The sequence below is a fragment of the Actinoplanes sichuanensis genome (assembly GCF_033097365.1).
Classification (GTDB): domain Bacteria; phylum Actinomycetota; class Actinomycetes; order Mycobacteriales; family Micromonosporaceae; genus Actinoplanes; species Actinoplanes sichuanensis.
The window spans coordinates 1,333,100-1,356,568 of sequence record NZ_AP028461.1 but is presented as its reverse complement, the minus strand read 5'-3'; the positions used below and the strand labels follow the sequence as shown (position 1 = coordinate 1,356,568).

General features: G+C 72.0%; 18 protein-coding genes, 4 tRNA genes and 2 riboswitches. Of the genes, 11 read left to right on the top strand and 11 right to left on the bottom strand.

Annotation, left to right across the window (positions count from 1 at the left end; all coding sequences use genetic code 11):
• Nucleotides 1-56: 56 nt before the first annotated feature.
• The gene (locus tag Q0Z83_RS05870; RefSeq protein WP_317792759.1) at nt 57-1,580 is read right to left on the bottom strand and encodes a GGDEF domain-containing protein; all 1,524 of its coding nucleotides are present in this window, start codon (nt 1,578-1,580) and stop codon (nt 57-59) included.
• Between the two features lie 108 nt (nt 1,581-1,688).
• Nucleotides 1,689-1,783, top strand: a riboswitch (glycine riboswitch).
• 4 nt (nt 1,784-1,787) lie between these two features.
• A riboswitch (glycine riboswitch) is annotated at nt 1,788-1,876 on the top strand.
• 32 nt (nt 1,877-1,908) lie between these two features.
• On the opposite strand from Q0Z83_RS05870, the gene gcvT reads away from it, so the two are divergent.
• Together gcvT and Q0Z83_RS05860 are read left to right on the top strand one after the other, a co-directional pair.
• On the top strand, nt 1,909-2,961 hold the full coding sequence (gene gcvT / locus Q0Z83_RS05865; RefSeq protein ID WP_317792758.1) for a glycine cleavage system aminomethyltransferase GcvT: 1,053 nt from the start codon (nt 1,909-1,911) through the stop codon (nt 2,959-2,961).
• 3 nt (nt 2,962-2,964) lie between these two features.
• On the top strand, nt 2,965-4,251 hold the full coding sequence (locus Q0Z83_RS05860; protein WP_317792757.1) for an L-serine ammonia-lyase: 1,287 nt from the start codon (nt 2,965-2,967) through the stop codon (nt 4,249-4,251).
• A 6-nt stretch (nt 4,252-4,257) separates the two neighbouring features.
• Here the strand turns inward: Q0Z83_RS05860 and Q0Z83_RS05855 are convergent, their stop codons facing one another.
• Nucleotides 4,258-4,782 carry a MarR family winged helix-turn-helix transcriptional regulator gene (locus tag Q0Z83_RS05855; protein WP_317792756.1) on the bottom strand — a complete coding sequence of 175 codons (525 nt, stop codon included), beginning with the start codon at nt 4,780-4,782 and terminating at the stop codon, nt 4,258-4,260.
• Between the two features lie 86 nt (nt 4,783-4,868).
• On the opposite strand from Q0Z83_RS05855, the gene Q0Z83_RS05850 reads away from it, so the two are divergent.
• Nucleotides 4,869-6,380, top strand: coding sequence for an LLM class flavin-dependent oxidoreductase (locus Q0Z83_RS05850; RefSeq protein WP_317792755.1), 1,512 nt, complete (start codon nt 4,869-4,871; stop codon nt 6,378-6,380).
• A gap of 417 nt (nt 6,381-6,797) precedes the next feature.
• Here Q0Z83_RS05850 and Q0Z83_RS05845 read toward each other — a convergent pair whose 3' ends face one another.
• Nucleotides 6,798-7,682, bottom strand: coding sequence for a LysR substrate-binding domain-containing protein (locus tag Q0Z83_RS05845; protein ID WP_317792754.1), 885 nt, complete (start codon nt 7,680-7,682; stop codon nt 6,798-6,800).
• A 78-nt stretch (nt 7,683-7,760) separates the two neighbouring features.
• Here Q0Z83_RS05845 and Q0Z83_RS05840 point away from each other — a divergent pair, with 78 nt between their 5' ends.
• The 3 genes from Q0Z83_RS05840 to Q0Z83_RS05830 are packed head-to-tail and all read left to right on the top strand — an operon-like array spanning nt 7,761 to nt 10,218.
• Nucleotides 7,761-8,933, top strand: a complete 1,173-nt coding sequence (locus tag Q0Z83_RS05840; protein WP_317792753.1) for a thiolase family protein — start codon at nt 7,761-7,763, stop codon at nt 8,931-8,933.
• Nucleotides 8,930-9,589, top strand: coding sequence for a 3-oxoacid CoA-transferase subunit A (locus Q0Z83_RS05835; protein WP_317792752.1), 660 nt, complete (start codon nt 8,930-8,932; stop codon nt 9,587-9,589). Before Q0Z83_RS05840 ends, Q0Z83_RS05835 begins: the two co-directional genes overlap by 4 nt.
• Nucleotides 9,589-10,218, top strand: coding sequence for a 3-oxoacid CoA-transferase subunit B (locus Q0Z83_RS05830; protein WP_317792751.1), 630 nt, complete (start codon nt 9,589-9,591; stop codon nt 10,216-10,218). The genes Q0Z83_RS05835 and Q0Z83_RS05830 overlap by 1 nt, the downstream gene beginning before the upstream one ends.
• A 7-nt stretch (nt 10,219-10,225) precedes the next feature.
• On the opposite strand, the gene Q0Z83_RS05825 is transcribed toward Q0Z83_RS05830, so the two are convergent.
• The 3 genes from Q0Z83_RS05825 to Q0Z83_RS05815 all read right to left on the bottom strand — a co-directional run bounded on the left by Q0Z83_RS05825 (nt 10,226) and on the right by Q0Z83_RS05815 (nt 14,595).
• Nucleotides 10,226-12,391: a galactose-binding domain-containing protein gene (locus Q0Z83_RS05825; RefSeq protein ID WP_449701857.1), complete on the bottom strand. Its 2,166-nt coding sequence runs from the start codon at nt 12,389-12,391 to the stop codon at nt 10,226-10,228.
• A 237-nt stretch (nt 12,392-12,628) separates the two neighbouring features.
• Entirely contained in the window at nt 12,629-13,339 is a 711-nt protein-coding gene (locus tag Q0Z83_RS05820; RefSeq protein WP_317792749.1) for a MarR family transcriptional regulator, read from the bottom strand.
• Nucleotides 13,340-13,347: 8 nt separating this feature from the next.
• Nucleotides 13,348-14,595, bottom strand: coding sequence for an FAD-dependent oxidoreductase (locus tag Q0Z83_RS05815; protein ID WP_317792748.1), 1,248 nt, complete (start codon nt 14,593-14,595; stop codon nt 13,348-13,350).
• A gap of 70 nt (nt 14,596-14,665) precedes the next feature.
• Between Q0Z83_RS05815 and Q0Z83_RS05810 the strand changes: the two genes are divergently transcribed.
• The 5 genes from Q0Z83_RS05810 to Q0Z83_RS05790 are packed head-to-tail and all read left to right on the top strand — an operon-like array spanning nt 14,666 to nt 22,496.
• On the top strand, nt 14,666-15,208 hold the full coding sequence (locus Q0Z83_RS05810) for a GNAT family N-acetyltransferase (RefSeq protein ID WP_317792747.1): 543 nt from the start codon (nt 14,666-14,668) through the stop codon (nt 15,206-15,208).
• Between the two features lie 46 nt (nt 15,209-15,254).
• Nucleotides 15,255-16,163 (top strand): ATP-binding cassette domain-containing protein, encoded by a 909-nt coding sequence (locus tag Q0Z83_RS05805; protein ID WP_317792746.1) that lies wholly within the window; start codon nt 15,255-15,257, stop codon nt 16,161-16,163.
• The gene (locus Q0Z83_RS05800; protein WP_378078792.1) at nt 16,160-16,834 is read left to right on the top strand and encodes an ABC transporter ATP-binding protein; all 675 of its coding nucleotides are present in this window, start codon (nt 16,160-16,162) and stop codon (nt 16,832-16,834) included. The genes Q0Z83_RS05805 and Q0Z83_RS05800 overlap by 4 nt, the downstream gene beginning before the upstream one ends.
• Before the next feature lie 2 nt (nt 16,835-16,836).
• On the top strand, nt 16,837-19,833 hold the full coding sequence (locus tag Q0Z83_RS05795; RefSeq protein WP_317792745.1) for an FtsX-like permease family protein: 2,997 nt from the start codon (nt 16,837-16,839) through the stop codon (nt 19,831-19,833).
• Entirely contained in the window at nt 19,830-22,496 is a 2,667-nt protein-coding gene (locus tag Q0Z83_RS05790; RefSeq protein ID WP_317792744.1) for an FtsX-like permease family protein, read from the top strand. Before Q0Z83_RS05795 ends, Q0Z83_RS05790 begins: the two co-directional genes overlap by 4 nt.
• Before the next feature lie 86 nt (nt 22,497-22,582).
• On the opposite strand, the gene Q0Z83_RS05785 is transcribed toward Q0Z83_RS05790, so the two are convergent.
• The 5 genes from Q0Z83_RS05785 to Q0Z83_RS05765 all read right to left on the bottom strand — a co-directional run bounded on the left by Q0Z83_RS05785 (nt 22,583) and on the right by Q0Z83_RS05765 (nt 23,320).
• A complete protein-coding gene (locus Q0Z83_RS05785; protein ID WP_317792743.1) occupies nt 22,583-22,885 on the bottom strand; it encodes a GNAT family N-acetyltransferase in 303 nt (100 codons plus the stop codon).
• Nucleotides 22,886-23,008: 123 nt separating this feature from the next.
• Nucleotides 23,009-23,081: transfer RNA gene (locus Q0Z83_RS05780), tRNA-Asn, on the bottom strand.
• Nucleotides 23,082-23,086: 5 nt separating this feature from the next.
• Nucleotides 23,087-23,160, bottom strand: a tRNA-Glu gene (locus tag Q0Z83_RS05775).
• Between the two features lie 4 nt (nt 23,161-23,164).
• Nucleotides 23,165-23,238 (bottom strand) — tRNA-Ile (locus Q0Z83_RS05770).
• Nucleotides 23,239-23,248: 10 nt separating this feature from the next.
• Nucleotides 23,249-23,320 (bottom strand) — tRNA-Asp (locus tag Q0Z83_RS05765).
• Nucleotides 23,321-23,469: the final 149 nt, after the last annotated feature.

Here is a 23,469-nt window from a genome sequence, read left to right as displayed (position 1 = left end):
GCGGGTGTGTCCTTACCGGTGGGGATCCCCACCCTACCCACACCCGGGACACATCGTCAGGCGGCGATCTCGAAGGCGCCCTTGCCCCGGTTCTTCGCCCGGTACATCGCCTGGTCGGCCAGGTTCAGCAGGTGCGACGCGTCGCCGGTGGCGGCGGCCGCGGCGCCGATACTGGCCCGGACCGTGACGACGCCGCCACCCGGCAACGGGCAGGGCGCGTCGACGGCGGCGATGATCCGGTCGGCCACGGCCGGTAACGCACCGGACGGCGGACGGTCGAGCAGGATGGCGAACTCGTCACCGCCGAGCCGGGCGACCAGGTCGTCGGGGCCGACCGCGGCACGCAGGCGGGCCGCCGTCTCGACCAGCACCGCGTCGCCGGCGGCGTGGCCGTACCGGTCATTGACGGGTTTGAAGTCATCAAGATCGATGAGCAGCACCCCGGCCGGTCCGGACCCGTCCAGGGACGTCTCCAGCCGGTCCAGGAAGCAGGCCCGGTTGGCCAGGCCGGTGAGGCTGTCGGTGAACGCCATGGCGTGCAGCCGCCGGGTGAGGCTGTCACGTTCGGCGAGCAGCCGCGCGTTGTCGATGAACGCGGTCAGCTGCCGGACCACGACGATGCCCGTGCAGAGCACGGCCCCGGCCTGCAGGGCCCAGGCCCGAAGATCCAACCCCCGGGTCAACAGGACCGCGATCAACAGGACGTGGATGCCGGCCAGGGCGAGATAGGGCATCGGGCTGTACGGACGACGCCGCGCGACCGGTGCCGCGACCCGCCCGGACCGGAACCGGCGGTACTGCAGCCACGCCGCGATCAGCAGCATCGCGTGACAGGTCAGGCTGAGCGCGAAGACCGGACCGGGACGCCCGGCCCGGGCCAGTTCCGGACCCAGCGTGCGGGCCAGACTCTCCAGGGTTCCGGCGACCGGCCCCATCACGCCGATGTGCCAGCGGAACGGCGCCGCCCCGCTGAGGTAGAGCCGGCCGACCACGAACGCCAGCAGCATCGCGACCACCGGGGCGGCCACCCCGACGACCTGCCCGGCGGCGAACGAGCCGGTCATCGTCCAGTACAGGCCGGCCGCCCCGACCGCGGTCACCACGGTGGCCAGATCGAGGTGGTAGCAGAGCCGCTCCCGGGCCGAGCGGTGCGGCAGCGGATAGGTGGCGATCACCCCGATCACCACCGCGCCGCCCGCGGCCAGGGCCACCGTCCGCGGGATGCCGGTGCCGGTGAGCGCCGACGACGACGTCGGGTCGGCCAGGGTGGTGGCCACCTGGATCCAGTCGGCCACGCTGAACATCGCACCGGCGGCCACGAAGGCGCGCCAGAACCGACGTTCCGAGGTGGGGTCCGGCATCAGGCGGACCGCGCGGTACGCGTACCAGGTCATCGCCGTGGCGAACACCGCCACGGCGAGCCAGCAGAGGACCGCGAGCATCGCCGTACCGCCCCACGGCACCAGGAAGGCGACGCTGAGCAGCGCGGTCAGCGAGACGACGACCACCGGTAGGAATCGATTCCCGGGAGTGACCTGGCCGCCGGGGTCGGCGGCGTCGGCCGGCGCGATGGTGTTCATCGGAGGCCCCATCGTCACGAGGCGGGCACAATTGAGAGCCGACCCACAGACCGCCGTGCGGTAGGGTCCTGGAACAGGTGACGACAGCACAACCGAATACTTCGCCGCGACCCCGCCGCGGGAGAGTCCTCGCAGGTCAGCGAGGCGCCGAAGGAGCAACTTCTCCCTCAGAATCTCTCAGGCCCCAGTACCGCGACGGTCAGGCGACTCTGGAAAGTCAGCTCTTTACGAGGAGCTGCGCCCACGGTGCAAGCCGCCCTTCCCGGCGGTGAACCTCTCAGGCAGAGATGACAGAGCGAGGGAGGCCCGACCCGACAAGGAGCCTCCGTTGCGAAACACCGCCCTGCACCACGTCCATCAGTCTCTCGGCGCCGCGATGACCGGTTTCGCCGGCTGGTCCATGCCGCTGCGGTACGGCAGTGACCTGGGCGAGCACCACACCGTCCGGACCGGCGCCGGACTGTTCGACCTCGGTCACATGGGCCAGATCGAGGTGACCGGCCGAGACGCCGCCGCGTTCCTGGACCACGCGCTGGTGGGCCGGCTGTCGAAGGTCGCGGTGGGCCGGGCGAAATACACCATGCTGTGTCACACCACCGGCGGGGTCCTCGACGACCTGGTCGTCTACCGACTGGCCGAGGACCGGTTCCTGGTGGTCGCGAACGCCGCCAACGCCGCCGTGGTCCGGGCGATGCTCGGTGAGCACTCGGGTGGTTACACCGTCGGGATCGCTGATGCGGACCGGTCACTGATCGCGGTGCAGGGCCCGCAGGCGGTCGACGTGGTCGGCGCGCACCCGGACCTGCGTTACTACGGCATCAAGGCGGAGCGGCTCGCCGGGCGGGACGTGCTGCTGGCCCGCACCGGATACACCGGCGAGGACGGCTTCGAGATCTACTGCGCGAATGAGGACGCCGAGGCGATCTGGGCGTGGGCGACCGGCCGGGGTGCCGTCCCGTGTGGGCTGGCCTGCCGAGACACCCTGCGCCTGGAGGCCGGCATGCCGCTGTACGGCCACGAGCTCACCCTGCGCACCACCCCGTTCGACGCCGGTCTGGGTCGTGTCGTCGCCCTCGACAAGACCGACTTCGTCGGCGCCGCCGCCCTCCGCGCCGCCACCCCGCGGCGCCTGCTCGCCGGGCTGGTCACCAAGGGCCGCCGCTCGCCACGGGCCGGTCACGTGGTCCTCGACCCGGACACCGGCGAGCGCATCGGTGAGGTGACCAGCGGCGTGCCCTCCCCCACGCTGGGTCACCCGATCGCGATGGCCTACCTCCCGGCCGACCGCACCGAACCCGGCACCCGGGTCCTCGTCGACATCCGCGGCGCCCGCGAAGAGGCCGAGGTCGTCGCGCTGCCGTTCTACCGCCGGCAGGGCTGAGCCGTGACCGTGTCCGTCTTCGATCTGTTCTCGATCGGCATCGGCCCGTCCAGCTCGCACACCGTCGGCCCGATGCGCGCGGCCCGGCTCTTCACCGGCCACCTGACCGGAATCGACGGGGTGGCGACCGTACGCGCCGAACTGTTCGGTTCGCTCGGCGCGACCGGGCACGGCCACGGCACCCCGCGGGCGGTGCTGCTCGGCCTGCAGGGCGAGGATCCGGAGACGGTCGACACCACGCTCGAACCGTCCGCCGACGCGACCGCGTTCGAGGTCGACGTGGTGCTGCACCGGCGGCGGGCGCTGCCCGGCCATCCCAACGGCATGCGCTTCACCGCGCTCGCCGCCGACGGCGCCGAACTGCTGACCAAGACCTACTTCTCGGTCGGCGGCGGGTTCGTCCTGGCCGACGGCGCATCGGGGGTACGCCCGGAGCAGGTGGCCGTCCCGCACCCGTTCTCCTCCGGCGTCGAGCTACTGGAACTCGCCCGGTCCACGGGGCTGTCGATCTCCCGGATGATGCTGCTCAACGAGTCGGTACGGCGGCACACGGCCGAGGTGTCGGCCGGGCTGCTCGGCATCTGGCGGGTGATGAACGACTGCATCGACGACGGGCTGCGCGCGGAGGGCGTACTCCCCGGGGGTTTGAAGGTCCGTCGCCGGGCCGCACTGACCGCCCGCAAGCTGACCGCCGACGGTGATCCGATGGAATGGCTGACCGTTTTCGCCATGGCGGTCAACGAGCAGAACGCGGCCGGCGGGCGGGTGGTGACCGCGCCCACCAATGGTGCCGCCGGGATCATTCCGGCCGTGCTGCGCTACTACCGGACCTTCGTGCCCGGCGCCGACGACGAGGGCGTGGTGCGTTTTCTGCTGGCCGCCGGGGCGATCGGGCATCTGTTCAAGGAGAACGCGTCGATCTCCGGGGCCGAGGTGGGTTGTCAGGGTGAGGTCGGTTCGGCGTGCGCGATGGCCGCGGCCGGGCTCGCCGAGGTGCTCGGTGGGACGCCGGAGCAGGTGGAGAACGCCGCCGAGATCGGCATGGAACACAACCTGGGCCTGACCTGCGACCCGGTCGGCGGCCTGGTGCAGATCCCGTGCATCGAGCGCAACGGCATGGCCGCGGTGAAGGCGGTCACCGCGGCGAAGATGGCCCTGCGCGGCGACGGCCGCCACCACGTCTCCCTCGACAAGGTCATCAAGACCATGAAGGAGACCGGCGCCGACATGAAGATCAAATACAAGGAGACGTCCCGCGGCGGCCTGGCCGTCAACGTCATCGAGTGCTGACCGCGGTCAGCGTTCCGGCTTTCGCCCGGCCGGCCCCTCCGCGGCCGCCGGGTCGCCGTCCCGGGCCGCGCTGACCGCCTCACACAGGTCGGTCAGCGGGTCGCGGGCCTGGGCGCTGCAGGCGACCGCCTGCAGCAGCCCTCGGAACGACGCGGCGTCGCCGGCCGGCAGGGCGCCGAGCACGTGCGCCTCGACGTGCTTGAGAGCCTCCCGGCGGGACTGCCACGTCTCGTGGCCCTTGGTGGTGGCGACGACGAGCCGGCTGCGGCGGTCGGCCGGGTCCGGCCGGCGGGCGACCAGCTCGGCCTTCTCCAGATCATCGATCAGGTACGTCAGGATGGTCCGATCGATGCCCAGGTCGGCACCGATCGCGCCCTGATTGCGAGGCGGCTCGCCGACCGCCGCCGAGAGCACCTGATAGCCGCGCGGGCCGCCGGGCAGATCACCGAGAACGTGGTCGGCGGCCTTGGCGTAGGCACGGAACACCACTCCGAGCATCCAGCCGAGATCACCTTCGAGGGGCGTCGTCACACGACCACCCTAGCTCAGCCTTACAGAAGTTCTGCAATTCAAATGTTCTGTTTGACAGAACATCTTTTCCGCGTCACAGTTGCCGCATGTCCGACTACGGCCACCCCCTCGAGTTCGGGTCCTTCATCACCCCGTCCGCCGCCGACCCCACCGGCGTCGTCGCGCTCGCCGTGCTCGCCGAGCAGGCCGGCCTGGACCTGGTCACCTTCCAGGACCATCCGTACCAGCCCGGCTTCCTCGACACCTGGACTCTGCTCAGTCACGTCGCCGCCCGTACCCAGAAGGTGCATCTCGCGGCGAACGTCACGAACCTCCCGCTGCGCCCACCGGCCGTCCTCGCGCGCAGCGTCGCCAGCCTCGACCTGCTCAGCGGCGGCCGCATCGAGCTGGGCCTCGGCGCGGGCGCGTTCTGGGAGGCCATCGAGGCGATGGGCACGCCGCGGCTCGCCCCCGCCCAGGCCGTGCAGGCCCTCGAGGAGGGCATCGACGTCATCCGACAGCTCTGGGACGTCGACGCGCGCGGCCCGATCCGCGTCCACGGCGACTTCCATCGGGTCGTCGGCGCGAAACGCGGCCCGGCCCCGGCCCACCACGTCGGCATCTGGCTCGGCGCCTACAAGCCGCGGATGCTGGCTCTGACCGGCCGGCGGGCCGACGGCTGGCTGCCGTCGCTGGCCTATCTGAAGGACGGCGACCTGGCCGCCGGCAACCGGATCATCGACGAGGCGGCGTTGGAGGCCGGCCGCAAACCCGGCGACATCCGCCGTCTGCTCAACATCGGCGGCCGCTTCGACACCCACGAACTCGCCGACCTCGCCCTCAACGACGGCGTCAGCACGTTCATCCTGGCCTCCGACGACCCTGACGAACTGCGACGATTCGCCGCCGAAGTGGCCCCCGCGGTCCGCGCGGCGGTCGCCGCCGAACGGTCCGGCACCCCGTCGACTCCGCCTCCGGCTCCGGTTCCGGCGCGGCCGTCGGTCACCGTCGCGGGCCGGTCACCGTTCTCGGTCACTCCCACCCCCGACGATGGGGTACGCCGCAGCAGCACCGTGGTCTGGGACGAGCAGACCCGCCCGACCGGCCCGGCACCCGACCCGGACCACACCTACACGGCCCACGACCTGGCCACCGGACGGCATCTGGTCCAGGTCCACGACGGCCTGCGCGGCGAACTGGCCCAGATCCACGACCTGATCGACCAGGTGGAGGCGGGCACGATCGACGTCGGCACGGCCCGCTCGCACATCAACACGATGACCATGCGCCAGAACAACTGGACCCTCGGCACCTACTGCGAGTCCTACTGCCGGATCGTGACGACCCACCACACCATCGAGGACCGTTCGCTGTTCCCGCATCTGCGCCGGGCCGACCCGCGCCTGGCCCCGGTGGTGGACCGCCTCGAACAGGAACACCATGTGATCCACGAGGTCCTGGAGGGCGTCGACAAGGCCCTGGTGGCCCTGGTCTCCACCCCCGACGGCCTCCCGGCGCTGCGCGAGGCGGTGAACCTGCTGAGCGACACACTGCTCTCGCACCTGTCGTACGAGGAACGCGAACTGATCGAACCCCTGTCCCGCCTCGGCATGCAGTGACCCCGGCCGGTCGCCGCCCGCCGACAGGCGGGGGCGGACCCGCCGGTCAGCGGGTGGCCGCCGCCCGGCCGGTCGCGCTGGAATGGCAGGGCCGGGACGAGCCCGGCCCTGCCGAACAGGGTGACCGTTCGTCCGCAGATCCGGACGACAGAGTCGCTGGTCGTGTTGTCACTCGAGTTGCCGCCGGTTTGCCTTGGCCGGCGGACGCTCCGGAGGCCGGCGACGCACCCTGCTGCGTGTGCGCCGACATACCGCGGCTCGGGGCGCTCGCGGCAGTCGCCGGCCGGTGGGGTGGGGGAACACCCTCCGGCCGGCCGCCGCGACCGGAGCCGGGCTCGTACCGCCACCCCCCGGCCGGCCCTCAGGGCTGCCGAACACCCCGAAAACAGCTGCCACGGCCGGCCGGCGGTCTGCGGGTCAGGTGGCGGCCAACTGGGTGAGGACTCGGGTGGCCTGGGCTATCACCGGGGAGTCCTCGCCGGCGCGGACGGCCAGGGCCAGGTCGATCCGGGCGGTCGGGTCGGTCAGCGGGCGGTAGGTGGCGCCGGGGACGCCCAGGTGGGCCACCGGCTCGGGGACTATCGCCAGACCCAGGTCGGCGGCCACGAACGTGACCAGGGTCGAGGTCTCCACCACCTCGTGCCGGATCCGCGGCTGGAAACCGGCACGGTCGCAGAGACGGCGGACGGTGCCGTACATGGCGGAGTCGCGTTCGGCGTGGATCACGAAGTCCTCGTCGCGGAGGTCGGTGACGTCCAGGCGGGTGCGGGCGGTCAGCGGATGCCCGTCCGGCAGTGCCACGATCAGGGCGTCGCTGCGCAGGGTGCGCACGGTGATCCCCGGATCGTCGACCGGCGGGCGGAGCAGGGCCACATCGATGTCGCGGCGCTGCAGGGCGGCCACCTGCTGGGCGCCGAGCATTTCTCCGCGGAAGGCGACCTCGACGCCGGGCAGTTCCTCACGCAGGCGGCGGGCCACCGCCGGGAGCAGGCTGTAGGTGGCCGATCCGACGCATCCGACGGACAGGCGGCCCTGCAGTCCGGCGGCCACCCTCCGGGCGACCTCGCCCGCGTCGTCGACCGCGGACAGCACGGCCCGGACCCGGTCCAGGTAGGCGGTTCCGGCTTCGGTGAGCTCGACCCGGCGGGTGTTGCGGTTGAGCAGTTGTACGCCCAACTCGCTCTCCAGTTGACGGATCTGCTGGGAGAGCGGCGGCTGGGCCATGTGCAGGCGGGCGGCCGCCCGGCCGAAGTGCCGCTCCTCGGCGACGGCCAGGAAGTAGCGCAGGTGACGCAGCTCCATATTTTGATACTTCCAGAGTCTCAGTTCCGGCAGAATGGGTATTTCTGAATATCAGAGCTGCTTACTAGCGTGGGACTCATGGCTGACTCATTCGTGTACGCCGCCGTTCGTACCCCGTTCGGCCGTTACTCCGGGGCGCTCGCCGACGTCCGCCCGGACGATCTCGCCGCGACCGCCCTGTCCGGCCTGCTGGCCAAGGCCCCCGGCCTGGATCCGGCCCGGATCGACGACGTGTACTGGGGTAACGCCAACGGCGCCGGCGAGGACAACCGCAACGTCGGCCGGATGGCGGTGCTGCTGGCCGGCCTGCCCACCTCGGTTCCGGCGGCCACCGTCAACCGGCTCTGCGGCTCCAGCCTGGACGCCGCGATCATCGGTTCCCGGGCGATCGCCTCCGGTGACGCCGAGATCGTCGTGGTCGGCGGGGTCGAGTCGATGACCAGGGCCCCGTGGGTGCTGCCGAAACCGTCGCGCGCGTTCCCGGCCGGCAACCTGGAGGCGGTGTCGACGACGCTCGGCTGGCGGTTGACGAACCCGAAGATGCCCGCCGAGTGGACCGCGTCGCTGGGTGAGTGCAACGAGCAACTCGGCGACAAGTACGGCATCTCCCGCGAGCGGCAGGACGCGTTCGCCGCCCGCTCGCACGTACTGGCCGACCAGGCCTGGAACGACGGGTTCTACACCGACCTGGTGATCCCGGTCGGTGACCTGGACCGGGACGAGGGCATCCGCCCGGACAGCAGCCCCGAGAAACTGGCGCGCCTGAAGCCGTCGTTCCGCAAGGACGGCACGATCACGGCCGGGAACGCCTCGCCGCTCAATGACGGCGCGGCGGCGGTCCTGCTGGGGTCGGAGCGGGTGGCCGTACAACTCGGGGATCCTCTGGCGCGCATCGCCGGACGTGCCGCACACGCCGTTGATCCGCAAGCCTTCGGGTTCGCGCCGGTCGAGGCGGCCGAGAAGGCGCTGCGGCAGGCCGGGATCGGCTGGTCGGACGTGGGCGCGGTGGAGCTGAACGAGGCGTTCGCGGTGCAGTCGCTGGCCTGTGTGGACGCGTGGGGCGTCGACCCGGAGATCGTGAACACCCGCGGTGGGGCGATCGCGATCGGTCATCCGCTTGGCGCGTCCGGGGCACGGATCCTCGGCACGCTCGCCCACGTGCTGCGCGAACGCAACCAGCGCTGGGGTGTCGCGGCGATCTGTATCGGTGTGGGGCAGGCTCTCGCCGTGGTCCTGGAGAACCAGGCATGAGGACGCAGACCGTCGACGCGCTGACCGCGGTCAAGGAGGTCAAGGACGGTGACACCGTGCTGGTCGGCGGGTTCGGCATGGCCGGCATGCCGGTCCAGCTGATCGACGCGCTGATCGAGCACGGCGCCGGCGACCTGACCATCGTCAGCAACAACGCCGGCAACGGCGACACCGGGCTGGCGGCGCTGCTGGCGGCGGGTCGCGTACGCAAGATGGTGTGCTCGTTTCCCCGGCAGGCCGACTCGTGGGTCTTCGACGGCCTCTACCGGGCCGGGAAGATCGAGTTGGAGCTGGTGCCGCAGGGCAACCTGGCCGAGCGGATGCGTGCGGCGGGCGCCGGGATCGGCGCGTTCTACTGCCCGACCGGGGTCGGCACGCCGATCGCCGAGGGCCGCGAGACACGGGTGATCGACGGCCGGGAGTACGTGCTGGAATATCCGATCCGCGGTGACGTGGCGCTGATCCGGGCGCATGTCGCCGACCGGCTGGGCAACCTGGTCTACCGCAAGACGGCCCGCAACTTCGGCCCGGTGATGGCCACCGCCGCGAAGGTCACCATCGCCCAGGTGTCGACGATCGTCGAGGTCGGCGAACTCGACCCGGAGGCCGTCGTGACCCCGTCGATCTACGTGAACCGCCTGGTGGAGGTGGCCTGATGGCGCTGGACAAGAACGAGCTGGCCCGGCTGGTCGCCGCCGACATCCCGGACGGCGCCTACGTGAATCTGGGCATCGGCCAGCCGACGTCGATCGCCCGCTACCTGAGCCCGGACAGCGGCGTCATCCTGCACACCGAGAACGGCATGCTCGGCATGGGCGAGGTGGTGCCGGACGACCGGGCCGACTGGGACCTGACGAACGCCGGGAAACAGCCGGTCACCGAACTGCCCGGGGCGGCCTACTTCCACCACGCGGACAGCTTCGCGATGATGCGCGGCGGCCACCTGGACGTGTGCGTGATGGGCGCGTTCCAGGTGTCGACCGGCGGTGACCTGGCGAACTGGCACACCGGCGCCGCGGACGCGATCCCGGCGGTCGGCGGGGCGATGGATCTGGCCGCCGGCGCCAAGCAGGTCTGGGTGATGATGACGCTGTTCACCAAGTCGGGCGAGCCGAAACTGGTACCGGCCTGCACCTATCCGCTGACCGGCAAAGCGTGCGTGACCCGGGTCTACACCGAGGTGGCGACATTCCACATCACCCCCGATGGGGTACGGATCGCCGCCACCTACGGCATCGAGCCGGACGAACTCGTCGCCCGGCTCGATGTGAAGCTGCTCGTCTGAGGACTGGTTACGGGTACGCGATGACGTTGCGCGGGGTGGTGTTGCCGGCCGGGTTGGGGACGGCGCCACCGGTGTCGTTGACGACGTTGGCGATCGTGCCGACGTCACCGAGCGACACGGTCAGGACACTGCGCAGCTGCACGCCGGAGCGGTTCGGCACCTCGAACGCCCGGTCCACCCGGACCGCCGGGTTGACGTTGAAGTAGGCGTACGAGCCACCACCCCAGAGCTGGTGGTCGGTGACCGCGTCGGCGACCTTGTAGGCGGCGTAGCCGTTGCCACGGGGACCGATCCAGGCGGCCTGGTTCGGCACGTCGTACGGCTTCTCGTTCTGGAAGAAGATCGTCTTGCCGCGGTTGCCGTTCCAGATCACCTCGTACTTCTGGTAGTGCTCGACGAACAGGCCGGTGGCCAGCACGTCGTCACCGTTCACGATCAGGCCGGTGTCACCGGTGTTGACCGCCCAGCCGGTCGGCGCGCCACCGTGGTCGGCCCGCCAGGCCCAGATGTGGTCGATGATCGTGTCGTCGCTGTGCACCGCGAGGGTGGTGGTCGCCTTGCCCTGGACGCTGCTGCCGATCCGGAAGAAGACGTCCTGCAGGCTGATCGGGTTCGCGGCGTGGTCGGTGTGCACGCCGGCCCGGCCGACGGTCATCAGGGTCGGGCTGTTGGTCGTACCGGCGTCGAAGGTGAGGCCGCTGACCTTGACCCCGTCGACGTCGGCGATGTTCAGCGCCTCGACCCCGCCGGACGGGATCAGGGTCGGGAAGCCGATGCCGGTGACCACGGTGTTGGCCCGGGTGACCCGGATGGTGTCGTTGAGGGTGTAGGTGCCCGGGGTGAAGAACAGGTTCAGGCCCTGGGCGAGCGCCTGGTTGATCCGGGCGGCGGTGTCACCGGGCTTGGCGACGTAGAACTCCCGCATCGGGATCGAGGTGCCGGCCGCGTTCGGCCAGGTGGCACCGGCCGAGTTGCGGCGCAGCGCGGGCACGAAGACCCGGTAGAGACCGGCGCCGTCGACGTAGAGGTACGGCTTCTCCCGGGTGACCGGAGTGGTCGCGAGGGTGGTGTGCGGCGGGTTCGGGAACGCGTTGGCCGGGGCGCCCTGGACACCGGAGTAGACCATGTTCCACACGCCGCCGTCCCAGCGGGCGATCCGGCTGTCGCGGGTGTACCACTGCTGCTGCGAGCCGGACGAGACGACCCCGTCGACGATGGAGTCGGCGAGGTAGCCGCCGCTGGAGTAGCCCTGCCCGTTGTCCTGGTTCGACGGGGCCAGGGTCAGGTTGCCCTTGATGTGCACGCGGCGCATCGGGGCGGCCTGGGAGACGGCCCACCGGTTGGTGCCGCCCTCGGGCACGATCGACAGGTTCTCCATGCTGCGCCAGAAGTTCTGGGTCGCGTTCTTCTCGTCGCCGTAGTTCCAGCCGGAGTCGACGTTGACCGCGCCGTTGATCGTCACGTCGTCGGGGTTGAGACCGAGACCGGCGACCGTCGTGTAGAAACCGACGTTGGCCCACACCCGGCCGTAGGTACCGGGCTTGAACAGGAACACGTGACGCTGCGATCCGAACTGCGCGGTCGGACTACGCAGCTGCGCGTTGAACGCCGAGTCCACCGCCGACTGGATGGTCGACGCCGCGGTGCCGGCCTCGAAGATCCGCACGTTCGAGCCGAAGTCCGGGGTGTCCGAGGTCGGGATCGTCGGGGTGGTGCCGGCACCGAAGACCTGGAATTCCCACAGCGAGTAGCCGTACGGGGTGGCCCGGGTGGTACCGCTCATCCGCACGTACCGGCCGCTGCCGGTGACGTTCAGGGTCTGCACGCCGGCCTGGCCCGCGGTGACCGGGCTGATATTCGTCCACGAGGTGCCGTTGGCCGAGGTCTGGATGGTGAACGCGGAGGCGTACGCGGCCTCCCAGTTCAACACGACCTGGCTGATCGACTGGGTGCTGCCCAGGTCGACCTGCAGCCACTGCGGGTCGGCGAACGTGCTGGACCAGCGGGTCCCGGTGTTGCCGTCGACGGCGTTGGACGCCGGGAAGGCGGCGCTCTCGACGGAGGAGGCGGTGGCCGGTTTGCCCTGCGACAGCGGGAGGTCCGCGGCGCTGGCCGTGCCGGTGACCGAGGCGACGGTGACGCCGAGGGTCGCGGCGAGCGCGACGCTCAGCACGACCTTCCCACGGCGTCGGAGTTTCTTCCCGGAGGAAGTCGGGGTCGGGGGTGTCATGTTCCTGCCTATCGGACGGGGGCGAGGGTGACCATGAAGAGCAGCTCAGAGAGCGCTCTCCGGCAAATTGTCATCGCGCCGTCTTCGCCCGTCAATATGTCGGCAACAAATGCCGGTTCCGGAACCGTCGCTATCCCGGAACCCGTTTAGATATTGAGAAAAGTATTTTCGGGAAAACTGTTATCGGTCGTTTTGAGCCCGCTCCGCGTCGCCGCCCCGGAGGTGGTCCAGCTCGGCCCGATACATCGACTGCAACCGACCGAAGTGCCGGGCCAGCAACTGGAGCTCGTCCAGGCGGTAGCCCTCGATGAGCCGCCCGGCCCGCTCGGCGAACCGCTCGTACGGCCGCTCGAGCTCGTCGGCCCGCTCCGGCCGCAGGGTGACGATCACCCGCCGCCGGTCCGCCGGATCGCGCTCGGCGGTGACCCAACCGGCCTGCTGGAGCCGACGCAGCATGCTGGTCACGGCACCGGTGGTGACGTTGGTCCGCTCGGCGATCCGCCCCGCGGTGACGGGCCCGGCGTCGGCCAGGAAATCCAGGCACTCCAGATCACTCACGGTGAGACCGAGCCGGTCGGCGATGGCATACCGGAACACCATGGACAGCCGCGAGGCCTCCCGCCCGGCCCGCATCAGATCGGCGATCGCTGACGCCCGGATCTGATCGACCGCCGGAGGGCTCGCCGACGAGACCGACGGCCGCTCGGCCGCCGGGAGGCCGGTCGACGGTCCGCGGACCGCGGACGGGGCCGCCACCGGCAGGTCGGTCGGGGGCGGGGCCGCCACCGACAGGTGGGTCGCGGGCGGGGCCGCCACCGACAGGTGGGTCGCGGGCGGGGCCGCCACCGGCGGGTCGGTCACCGGGGTGCGGGCCGGCTCGTCGGACGACATGCCCGCCATCATGCCTCGGGCACGGTCACCCGGTGCAGCCGAGGTAACACGCGGGTCAGCACCCAGTGCGGCGCCGCCGCGCCCCCGGTGAGGCGGCGCATCAGACCGGCCGCCGTGTCCACGGCACGGAACGCGTAGGGCACCATCTCGTCCTGATAGCCGGCGATCACCTCCTCCACCGGCGTGCCGTCGGCCCGGGCCTCGGCGAGCCGGCGACCGAGCACCACGGCGTCTCGCAGCGCGGTGTTGCCGCCCTGGGCGCCGAACGGCGGCATGACGTGCACGGCGTCACCCATCAGCGTCGCCCGGGGCACCGCCCACTGGCGCGGCCGGGAGCCGGTGGCGAAGAGGTTGAGGACGGTGGTGTCCAGTTCACCGGTGCCGACCAGTCTCCGGACCAGGGGGTGGAAGTCCTCGCTGTTGCGGACGGCCAGGTCGCGTAGGGCCAGCAGGTCCCCACGGGCGGCGACCGGCACCTCGTCCTGACGCAGCAGCAGCCCCCACATCACGTAGTCGTGGGCGGTCGGCGCGTACGCACCTGGGACGACGCGGGCGAACGCCTCCCGCGGGCTCTCGCCGAACCGCATGGAGGTGAAGAAGAAGGCCCGGCCCGGCCGGTCGGCGATGGACAGGACGCCGCTGGTACGCAGCGCGTCCGGGATGACACTCCAGCCGTCGCGCCACAGTGGCGATCGACCGTAGATGCCCGCCATCGGGGTGTTCACCGGGTCGGCCTCGGGCATGAGTTGCGCGCGCAGGGCCGAACCGACACCGTCGGCGCCCACCACGACGGTCGCCGGGACGGACGCACCGTCGGTGAACCGCAGTCGCAGCCCGGCCGGTCCGCCGGTGTCGACGGCCGCGGCGGCCCGGCCGTAGTGGATCCGCCCGTCCAGTCCGGTCATCAGGATCGAGCGCAGGGTCGCCCGGTCGACCTGGCGGGTCGAGTCCGGCTCGACCTTGAAGGTGATGGTGAACGCGTCCCGCAGCCGCCGGTCGGTGAAGCGCAACCGCCCGCCGGGCTCGTCGCCGGTGGCCAACGCCAGGCGGTACAGCGGGCGGGGCAGGCTCACGCGCAGTGCTTCGAGGCCGTGCCGGTCGAGGATGATCCGGTAGCCCTGCTGCCGGACGAAGGGACTCTGGTCGCGCTCGTAGACGTGCACGTCGATGCCGGAACGCATCAGGTACTGGGCGAGGCAGAGCCCGGAGAGGCCGGCGCCGGCGATCGCCACTGAGAAGTCAGTCGATGTGCGCACGCGGTTATCTTAATGACTAAGATGATTTGGGCAAGGCCTCCGCGCATGAACGCCCATTAATCTTGCGGGCGTGCCTGGATCATCAATCACCGCCGTCGTCCGTCCCGCCGTCGCCGCCGACGCGGCCGCCATCACCCGGATCTGCTCCACGGCGTACCGCAACGCGTACCGCGACCTGCTGCCCGAGGGGTACATCAACCGCAGCGTGGCCGAGTTCTACAGCGAGGCGCGGATCGCCCGGGACATCGCGCCGGCACTGCCGGACTGGTTCGGCTACCAGGTCGTCGAGGAGGACGGCCGGGTCCTCGGTGCGGCCGGCGGCGGCATGACCGACCCGGCGACGGGCGAGCTGTCGCTCATCTACCTGGAGTCCGACGAACGCGGCCGCGGCCTGGGCACACTGCTGCTGGACCGGGTGACCGAGCAGATCCGGGCGGCGGGCGGCACCGAGATGTGGGTGTCGGTGTTCCTCGGCGACTCCGGCGGCATCGGTTTCTACCGGGCGAGGGGCTTTCAACCCATGGATACGGTACGGGCGACGCTGTCCCGCGAGGACGACCACATCCGGAGCCTGCGCATGCGGCGGTTGACGGACGGTGCTGTGAAACGTTAGATAGGCACGCCCAAGATCTGTCCGGAACGTGAGTCGGGGGACTTCCGTGTCGTTGCCTCAACCGCCGGCGCGGGCCGCGGAGTTCGGGCGGGACGCGCTGATCGTCTGCGACAACCTGGTCCGCATCTACCAGACCGGGTCGATCGAGGTGCAGGCCCTGCAAGGGCTGGACCTGCTGGTCAACGCGGGCGAGATGATCGCCGTGGTGGGCGCCTCCGGGTCCGGCAAGTCGACCCTGCTGTCCATCCTGGCCGGCATCGACGCGCCGACCGCCGGCCGCGCCCGGGTCGGCGACGCGGATCTGCTCGCCATGTCCCGCAGCGACCGGGTCCGCTACCGGCGGCACACCGTCGGGTTCGTCCGACAGCAGACGGCGTCGAACCTGATCCCGTACCTCACCTCGCGCGAGGTGATCGAGATGCCGATGGTCGCCGCCCGCCGACCGGCCCGTGAGCGCCGCGCTCGCGCCGACGAGCTGCTCGCCGCCCTCGACGTCGGCGACTGCGCCGACCGGAGACCGGGCCAGATGTCCGGCGGTCAACAGCAACGGGTCGCGATCGCGGTGGCGATGGCCAACCAGCCGCGGGTGCTGTTCGCCGACGAACCGACCGGCGAACTCGACACCACCACGTCGGCCGGGGTGTTCGAGGCACTACGGCACGTCAATCGGGAGTTCGGGGTGACCGTCGTGGTCGTCACCCACGACCCCGGGGTCAGCGGCCAGGTCGAACGCACGGTCGCCATCCGGGACGGCCGGACCAGCAGTGAGGTGCTGCGCCGCACCGAGACGTCGTCGAACGGGGACACCCACGTGATCGCCGAGGAGTACGCGGTGATGGACCGGGCCGGGCGGGTGCAGATCCCCCGCGAGTACCGGGAGGCACTGGACCTGACCAGGCGGGTCCGGCTGGCGTTGGAGGCCGACCACGTGACGATCCACCCGGACCCGTCGTGACGGCCCTGGTGTCGGTGCGTGACGTGCACCGGCGGTTCGGTAGCGGCCCGGCCACCGTGCACGCGCTGCGCGGCGTCTCCTTCGACGTCGAGGCGGGCACCATGGTCGCCCTCGTCGGACGGTCCGGCTCCGGCAAGACGACCCTGCTCAACGTGGTCGGCGGACTCGACCGGCCGGACGAGGGCTCGGTCGTCGTCGACGGCGCCGAGGTGACCGCCCTCGGCGAGGACGGGCTGTCCCGGCTGCGACGGGAGCGGGTGTCGTACGTATTCCAGACGTTCGGCCTGATCCCGGTGCTGTCCGCGGCCGAGAACGTGGGCGCGCCCCTGCGGCTGGCCCGCACCCCGACCGCCGACCGGGAGAAGCGGGTGGCGCTGCTGCTCGACCTGGTCGGGCTGGCCGATCACGCCGACCAGCGGCCCGGTGAGATGTCCGGCGGCCAGCAGCAGCGGGTCGCCATCGCCCGGGCCCTGGCCGCCTCACCACGACTGCTGATCGCCGACGAGCCGACCGGACAGCTCGACGCCGAGACCGGCCGGTCGGTGATGGCACTGCTGCGGGCGGTCGTCGAGTCGGAAGGGGTCACCGCACTGGTGTCCACCCACGACCCGGTGATGATGGCGCTGGCCGACCGGGTGATCCGGATCAGCGACGGCCGGGTCGACGCGTAGCCGTGCGGACCCTCATCCTCCGGCGGGCCCGCGCCCAGTGGCCGCTGCTGGCCGCGGTGCTGGCGGTCGTCACGGTCGGGGCGACCCTGCTCGGCGTGTGCGCGCTGCTGGTCACCCGTACCTCCGATCGGGCCCTCGAAGTCGCCGCCGCCCGGGCCGTTCCGGCCTCGACCGAGGTCACCGCCTACACCGTGACCATCGCGCCGGGCGACGTGGCGTCGGTCGACCGGGACACCCGCTCGGTGCTGCGGGAGGCGTTGGCACCGTTCGGCGGTGAACCGGTGGGGCGGATGTCGACGGCGATGCGGCCCGTTGCGATCGGGTCGGCGGGGGCGCAGGGTCTGGCGTACCTCTCCGGGGTGGAGAACCTGACGGATCGCGCGAGTCTGGTGACCGGTCGATGGCCGCGCCCCGGCGCGGGCGAGACGGTGCTGCTGGAACGCACCGCGAAGGCGCTCGGCGTGCGACCCGGCAGCCGGGTGCGACTCGGTGTGGAACTGATCCGTGACCCGGCGCCCGAACTGACCGTGACCGTGGTCGGCGTGGTCCGGCCGCAGGCCGGCGGCGGCTGGGAACGCGACCCGCTGGAAGGCGCCGGCTACGTGGCCGACTACCGGGACGGTTCGGCGCTGCGTACCGCGCAGGCGTTCGGGCCGTTCCTGATGGACTACCGGGACCTGCTGGCCGGCGGCTCGACGATGAGCCGCCTGGAGGTCACCGTCCGGCCCGACCTGTCCGTGTCCAGCCCTCGTGACCTGGACCGGCTCAGCCAGGGGGTACGCGAAGCCGACCGGCGGCTGTCGGCGGTGCTCGGCGAACGGGTGCAGATCGAGCGGATCGCGTCCCGGCTGCCGTCGACGCTGGCCGCCACCGAACGCCAGCAGCGGGTGACGTCGTCGGCCGTGCTGGCCGTCGCCGTGCTCGGCGCGGTGCTCACCGCGGCCGCGCTGCGCCTGGCCGGCCGACTGACCGCGGACGTCCGGGCGGCCGAGACGGCGCTGCTGTCCGCCGCCGGGACCAGCCGCGTCCAGCTGACCGGGCTCGCGGTCGCCGAATCCGCGCTGCTCGCCGGGCTGGCGGTGGCCGTCGCGCTACCACTGTCGTCGCTGGCGCACGCCGCTCTCACCCACCTGCCACCGCTCACCGACGCCGGTCTGGCCACCGAGCCGGTGGTGAGCGGGCCACAGCTGCTCGCCGTGATGATCGGCGCCGCGCTGCTGTTCCTGCCGACACCGGCCCGGTCCGGCCTGGCCCGCTCCGGCGCCGACGTGGCACTGGTCGCGCTGGCCGTGGGCGCCTGGTTCTCGGCCCGGTCCGGTGGCGCCGACGCCCGGATCGACCTGGTCCGGGTGCTGGTCCCGGCCCTGCTGCTGGCCGGCGGCTGCGTGATCGCACTGCGCCTGGCCCCACCCGCCCTGCGGGCCGCCGACCGGTGGGCGAGCCGCGCGCCCGGGCTGGCCCTGCCGCTGGCGATGTCCGAAGCCGCACGTCGGCCGCGGGCCGTCGCCGCCGGGCTGCTCGTCACCCTGGGCTGCGCGGCGGCGACGTTCGCGGTGGCGTTCGACGCGACCTGGCACCGGTCCCAGCTCGACCAGGCGAACCTCGCCGTCGGCTCCGACCTGGTGCTGACCCTGGGCGCGCCGGCGGTCGCCGGGCAGGGCGCCGAGGTGTCCCTGGCGACCGGCGGCCAGGCTCGGCCGGCGGTGAACCGGGGCGTCGCGATCGGGCAGTGGATCGGTGGCGGCGACGAACCGCCACGCCTGGTCGCGGTCCGCGGGGCGGGCACCACACCCGGCATCGCACTCCCGGCGGGTGCCGCGCTCACCGTCACCGGGCAGGCGACCGGCCCGGACCCGCTGTCGGTGACCCCACAGCTCGTCCTCGAGGACTCCAGCGGCCTGCGGACCGCGTGCACCGCACCGGCGATCCGGCTCGACGGGCGCCCGCACCGGCTGCCGGACTGCGTTCCGATCGACGGGATGCGGCTGATCGCCGTGATGCTGCCGGTCACCGCCGACGAGTTCGCCTACGACAGCGTCCGGACCAGCGACATCACCGTCGACCTGTCGGTACCGGGCGGCGACGGCTGGACCGCGGCGTCCGCCGAGCCGTACTCCGGGCAGCTGCGGTCACCGACGGTCACCACCAACGGCTCGTCGCTCCGCTTCACCGCCGACGTCGCCCTCGGCGGTCCACCCGACGCGGCCCGGCGGCTGGTGGCGACCGCGTTCCCCGACCCCGGACCGGTGCCGGTCACCGTCTCCGCGATGCTCGCTTCCCAACTGTCGGTCGCCCCGGGCGACCAGCTCGACATCCTGGTCGGGTTGGCCACCGTTCCGGTGCGGATCGATAAGGTCACCGAATCGGTCCCGGCCGCGCCCGGCGCTCCCGCGATCGCCGCCGACCTCGACACCGTCTCCCGCGCCCTGCTGGCCCGCGGCGAACCCCAATTCCCCATCGACGCCTGGTGGGTCACCGGGGCCACCGACGCCTCGGCCGCCGAGGGACTCCATCTCGGAGACATCCGCACCCGTACGGGCGAAGCCGCGCGACTGACCACCGGACCGGTCCCGGCCGCCCTGCCCGGAGCACTGCGCCTGCTGGTACCGGCCGCGGTGTTGCTGCTGCTGGCCGGACTGGTCCTGCACGTCACCTGCGACCTGCAGGCCCGCGCGGTGGAGGTGGCCCGGCTCCGCGGCCTGGGGATGACCCGCCGCGACATCCGGACCACCCTGCTCGGCCAGCACACCGTCGTCCTGCTGCCGATGCTCATCGCCGGGACGGCCGTCGGCGCCGCCGCGACCTGGCTGGTCAGCCCCCTGCTGGTACGCGCCGAGACCGGCGGTGTGCCGGTTCCGGCGGTCGCCCCGACCTGGCCGTGGCCCGCCGAGGCGGCCCTGCTGGCGCTGCTGTTCGCGGCCACGGCGCTGGCCGTCACCGCGGTCGTGGTGATCCAGTCCCGCCGTGCCGACGCCGCCCACCTGAGGGTCGCCTCATGATCACCCCCTTCGAAGCCGGTCTGCACGGGGCCTCGATCCGCGGTCGGTTCCGAGCCGACGCCGGGCCGCTGGCCCTGTCCGCGCTGGTGGTTCTGCTGGTCAGCGTGCTCGCCGGAGCGGTGCCGGGCCTGATGGAACGAACCGCCGACGCCGCCGTGCGCGACGCCGTCGTCCGGGCCGGCGACAGCGCCGAGATCACCGTCACCGCCCGCTGGGAACCCGACGACACCCTGACCGGCCGGGCCCGCGCGCCCCGCCTCGCCGAAGACGTCGACGACCTGCGGCTACGCGCCCTCGACGAGATCGGCCCGGAACTACGCACCATGCTGCGCCCGCCCGTCGCCGCCGTCACCAGCCCCACCCTGAAGGTCACCGACGGCAGCGTGCTGCGGACCTTCCGGATGGCCTACCTCTCCGGCGGCGCCGGACCGCTGGTCACCTGGACGGCCGGCACGGCGCCGGCGGCGCCCGCCGACGACACGGCCCAGATCGAATGGTTCGGGCCACCATGGCGGGTCCAGGTCGGCGTCTCCGAGACGGCGGCAAACCGGTTCGGGGTACGGCCGGGAGCACTCCTGAAACTCGCCGACGAGAAGGGCAACACGAAGAACGTACAGGTCAGCGGTATCTTCCGGCCCGTCGATCCGGCCGACCCGGCCTGGGCCGAAGCCCCGTGGCTACTCAACCCGACCGCCGGCGCCGACGGCATCGGAACGACCCGGTTCGGTGGCCTGCTGACCGCCGGCTCGCTGCCCGACGCCCGGCTCGCGTTCGCCCCGGACGAACTGCAGCGCACCGTGGTGTTCGTCCCCGACCCGGCCGTCCTGACCTGGGAGGCCGCCCGACGGGTCAACGCCACCGTGGTCACCCTCCAGGCCCGATCCGCGTCGTCGAGCGCCGTCGACACGTCGTCCACCTGGCGTACCAACCTCGACTCGGTCCTCGACGACGTCACCACCCAGGTCGAGACGGCCGGAATCCAGGCGGCCGTGCTGCTCGCCGCGATCCTGACCGGGGCCGTGCTGGTGCTGCTGCTCGCCGCCGACCTGCTGGTCCGGCGCCGGTCGGCGGCCCTGATACTGGCCCGGCAGCGGGGTGCCTCGCTCCCGTCACTCGGGCTGGAACTCCTCGTCGAGTCGGCGTTCGTGGCAGTCCTCGCGGCCGGGGCCGGATGTGCCGTCGCGCTGCTGGTCACCGGCGGTGTCGCCACGGCGTGGGTGGCGCCGGTCCTGGTCACCGCGGTCGTGGCCGTTCCGGCGTACGGCATCGTGCACGCCGCCTCGGCCACCAGAGACCGCAGGTCGCCCGCCAACCGGTCGGCCCGCCGGTGGGCGCAGCACACCGGCGCATTACGCCGGGCCGCCGCCGAAGCCGCCGTGGTGATCGCCGCGATCGCCGGAATCATCGCGCTCAACCAGCGCGGCGTCGGTTCCGGCCTGCCGGTGCCGGCCCCCACGCTCGCCGTCCTGGCCGGGGCGATCCTGCTGGTCCGCCTCCTGCCGCCGATCACCCGACTGGTGCTGTGGCAGGCGTTGCGGTCCCGCCGACCGCTCGCCGTGTTCGGTGCCGCGCAGGCGTCCGCCACGTCCGGCCGGGCCCTGCCGGTCGCCGCCCTCGTCACGTCGGCCGCGTTGGCGACGTTCGCGCTGGTCACCGCCACGACCGTGGACCGCGGCCTGGCAGGCGGCGCGCAGGATTCGGTGGGCGCGGACGTCCGGGTCGACCTGGCGTCCACCTCTTCCCCTTTCGCCACCTCGCCGTCCTCCGCCCCTTCTTCACCCGCCTCCTCCGACGCCGCCGAGACCGCCCGTCGGATCGCCGCCGCTCCCGGGGTGACCTCGGTCCTGACCGGGCACGTCACCGACACCGCGCGGATCGTCGCCGACGGCAAACTGGCTCCGGCCCGGCTGGTGATCGTGGACAGCCGCGCCTTCACCGGGACGGCGCTCACCGGCGGGCAGGCCCTGGTCCGTTCCGCGACCGGCGCCCTGCACGAGGGCAGCACGGTGGAGATTCTTCAACAGGGCAGACCGGCGATACGGCTGACCGCCACCGGTGCGGCACCGGCCGTCGGGGGCGCCACCGAGGTGGTGATCGTCGACGTCGCGGCGGGCCTGACCGAACCACCGAACACCATCTGGGTCACCGGCCCCGGCGCCACCGAGGCCACCGCCGGTCTGTCGACGGTCTCCCGTTCCGAGGTCGCGAAGGCACGACGAGCCGCACCCCTGGTCTCCGGCCTGATCAGCCTGACCTGGGCGACCGCGGCGTTCCTGCTGGTGGCGGGCCTGCTCGCGTTCGCGTTGACGGCGGCGGCGAGCGCACCGGCCCGCTGGCTGACGGTGAGCCGCCTCCGGACGCTGGGCCTCACCCCGCGTCAGGGCCGCCTGATCGCGGTCGGCGAACTGTTGCCGGTGGCTTTCCTCGCGGCTGTCGGCGGTCCGGCGCTCGGCATCCTGGTGGCCGCCCTGAGCACCGGCCCGTTGGCGCTACGCCTGCTCACCGGCCAGGTGACCGACCCGACAACGGTCCTACCGTGGCCGGCCCTGGCCGCCGTGGCAGTGTTGTTCCTGCTCACCGCCCCGCTACTGATCCGAGTCGAGGCAGCCCTACGCCGCCGCGCCCGACTGGCCGAGGTCCTCCGGGTAGGCGCCCCCACCTGACCCGCCGCACGGGCATTCCCGGCCGCCGTTGCCGGTTGCCGAAGGGCCGGCCGCCCCTGTCGTCCTCAGTCAGGTGGCCGGTCTGGTCACTTGATCCGGCGGGTGGACCGGGCGACCGACTTGTCGTACTCGGGGTGCTTCTCCAGCCACTCGCCGAGCAGTGGGCACATCGGCACCACGGTCCGGTTGCGGCCGCGGGCGTCGTCCATGGCGGCGCGAGCCAACAGCGACGCGACGTCACGCCCCTCGAACCGCGAGTCGATCTCGGTGTGCGTATAGACGATGATCGGCCCGGTCACCTGATAGGTGAGCACACCGGCCAGCTCACCGTCGTCATCTCGAGCCTCGAACCGTCCCTTTTCCGGGACTTCGCCCACCGTGATCGTCACCGGGTAATCCAACCACGGCTGCCGCCGGCCGCCCCGAGCACCCGCAGCGGCAGAGGTTCCCCGGCTGGTTCCCAGGGCTGTCCCCGACCTCGAAACAGCTCCCGGGACCAGCCGGGGGTTCGGCTCCGGCGGAAGGATTCGAACCTTCACCTGTGCGCATTAACAGTGCGGTGCCCTGCCGTTGGGCGACGCCGGATCGTGCAGCGCGGACGGGATTCGAACCCGCAAACGTCCCGGGTGAAAGCCGGGCGACTCTACCTTTCGTCCACCGCGCCGAGATGTCGCCGGGTGGGTTCGAACCACCGGCCTCCGACTTATCAGATCGGCGCTCTGACCGACTGAGCTACGGCGACATGTGTTGCGCGCTCCGTGCCGGGATCGAACCGGCGGCCCCCCGCTCGACAGGCGGGTGCTCTCCCATTGAGCTAACGGAGCAGGATATGAAAGAACCGCCGATTCCGATGTGGAATGGGCGGCTCGACCGAACGCTGGAGCGATCTATCGGCGCCGCCGCCGAATATCTTCATTGATCGCATTCATCTCGGTCTCCCCGTTCGAGTTCGGTGTGGAACTGGTGGCAACAG

Coding starts and splice junctions, on each gene's coding strand:
- Q0Z83_RS05870 (WP_317792759.1), bottom strand. CDS start 1,580: ATGAACACCATCGCGCCGGCCGACGCCGCCGACCCCGGCGGCCAGGTC.
- Q0Z83_RS05850 (WP_317792755.1), top strand. CDS start 4,869: ATGTCCGACTACGGCCACCCCCTCGAGTTCGGGTCCTTCATCACCCCG.
- Q0Z83_RS05845 (WP_317792754.1), bottom strand. CDS start 7,682: ATGGAGCTGCGTCACCTGCGCTACTTCCTGGCCGTCGCCGAGGAGCGG.
- Q0Z83_RS05840 (WP_317792753.1), top strand. CDS start 7,761: ATGGCTGACTCATTCGTGTACGCCGCCGTTCGTACCCCGTTCGGCCGT.
- Q0Z83_RS05835 (WP_317792752.1), top strand. CDS start 8,930: ATGAGGACGCAGACCGTCGACGCGCTGACCGCGGTCAAGGAGGTCAAG.
- Q0Z83_RS05830 (WP_317792751.1), top strand. CDS start 9,589: ATGGCGCTGGACAAGAACGAGCTGGCCCGGCTGGTCGCCGCCGACATC.
- Q0Z83_RS05820 (WP_317792749.1), bottom strand. CDS start 13,339: ATGTCGTCCGACGAGCCGGCCCGCACCCCGGTGACCGACCCGCCGGTG.
- Q0Z83_RS05790 (WP_317792744.1), top strand. CDS start 19,830: ATGATCACCCCCTTCGAAGCCGGTCTGCACGGGGCCTCGATCCGCGGT.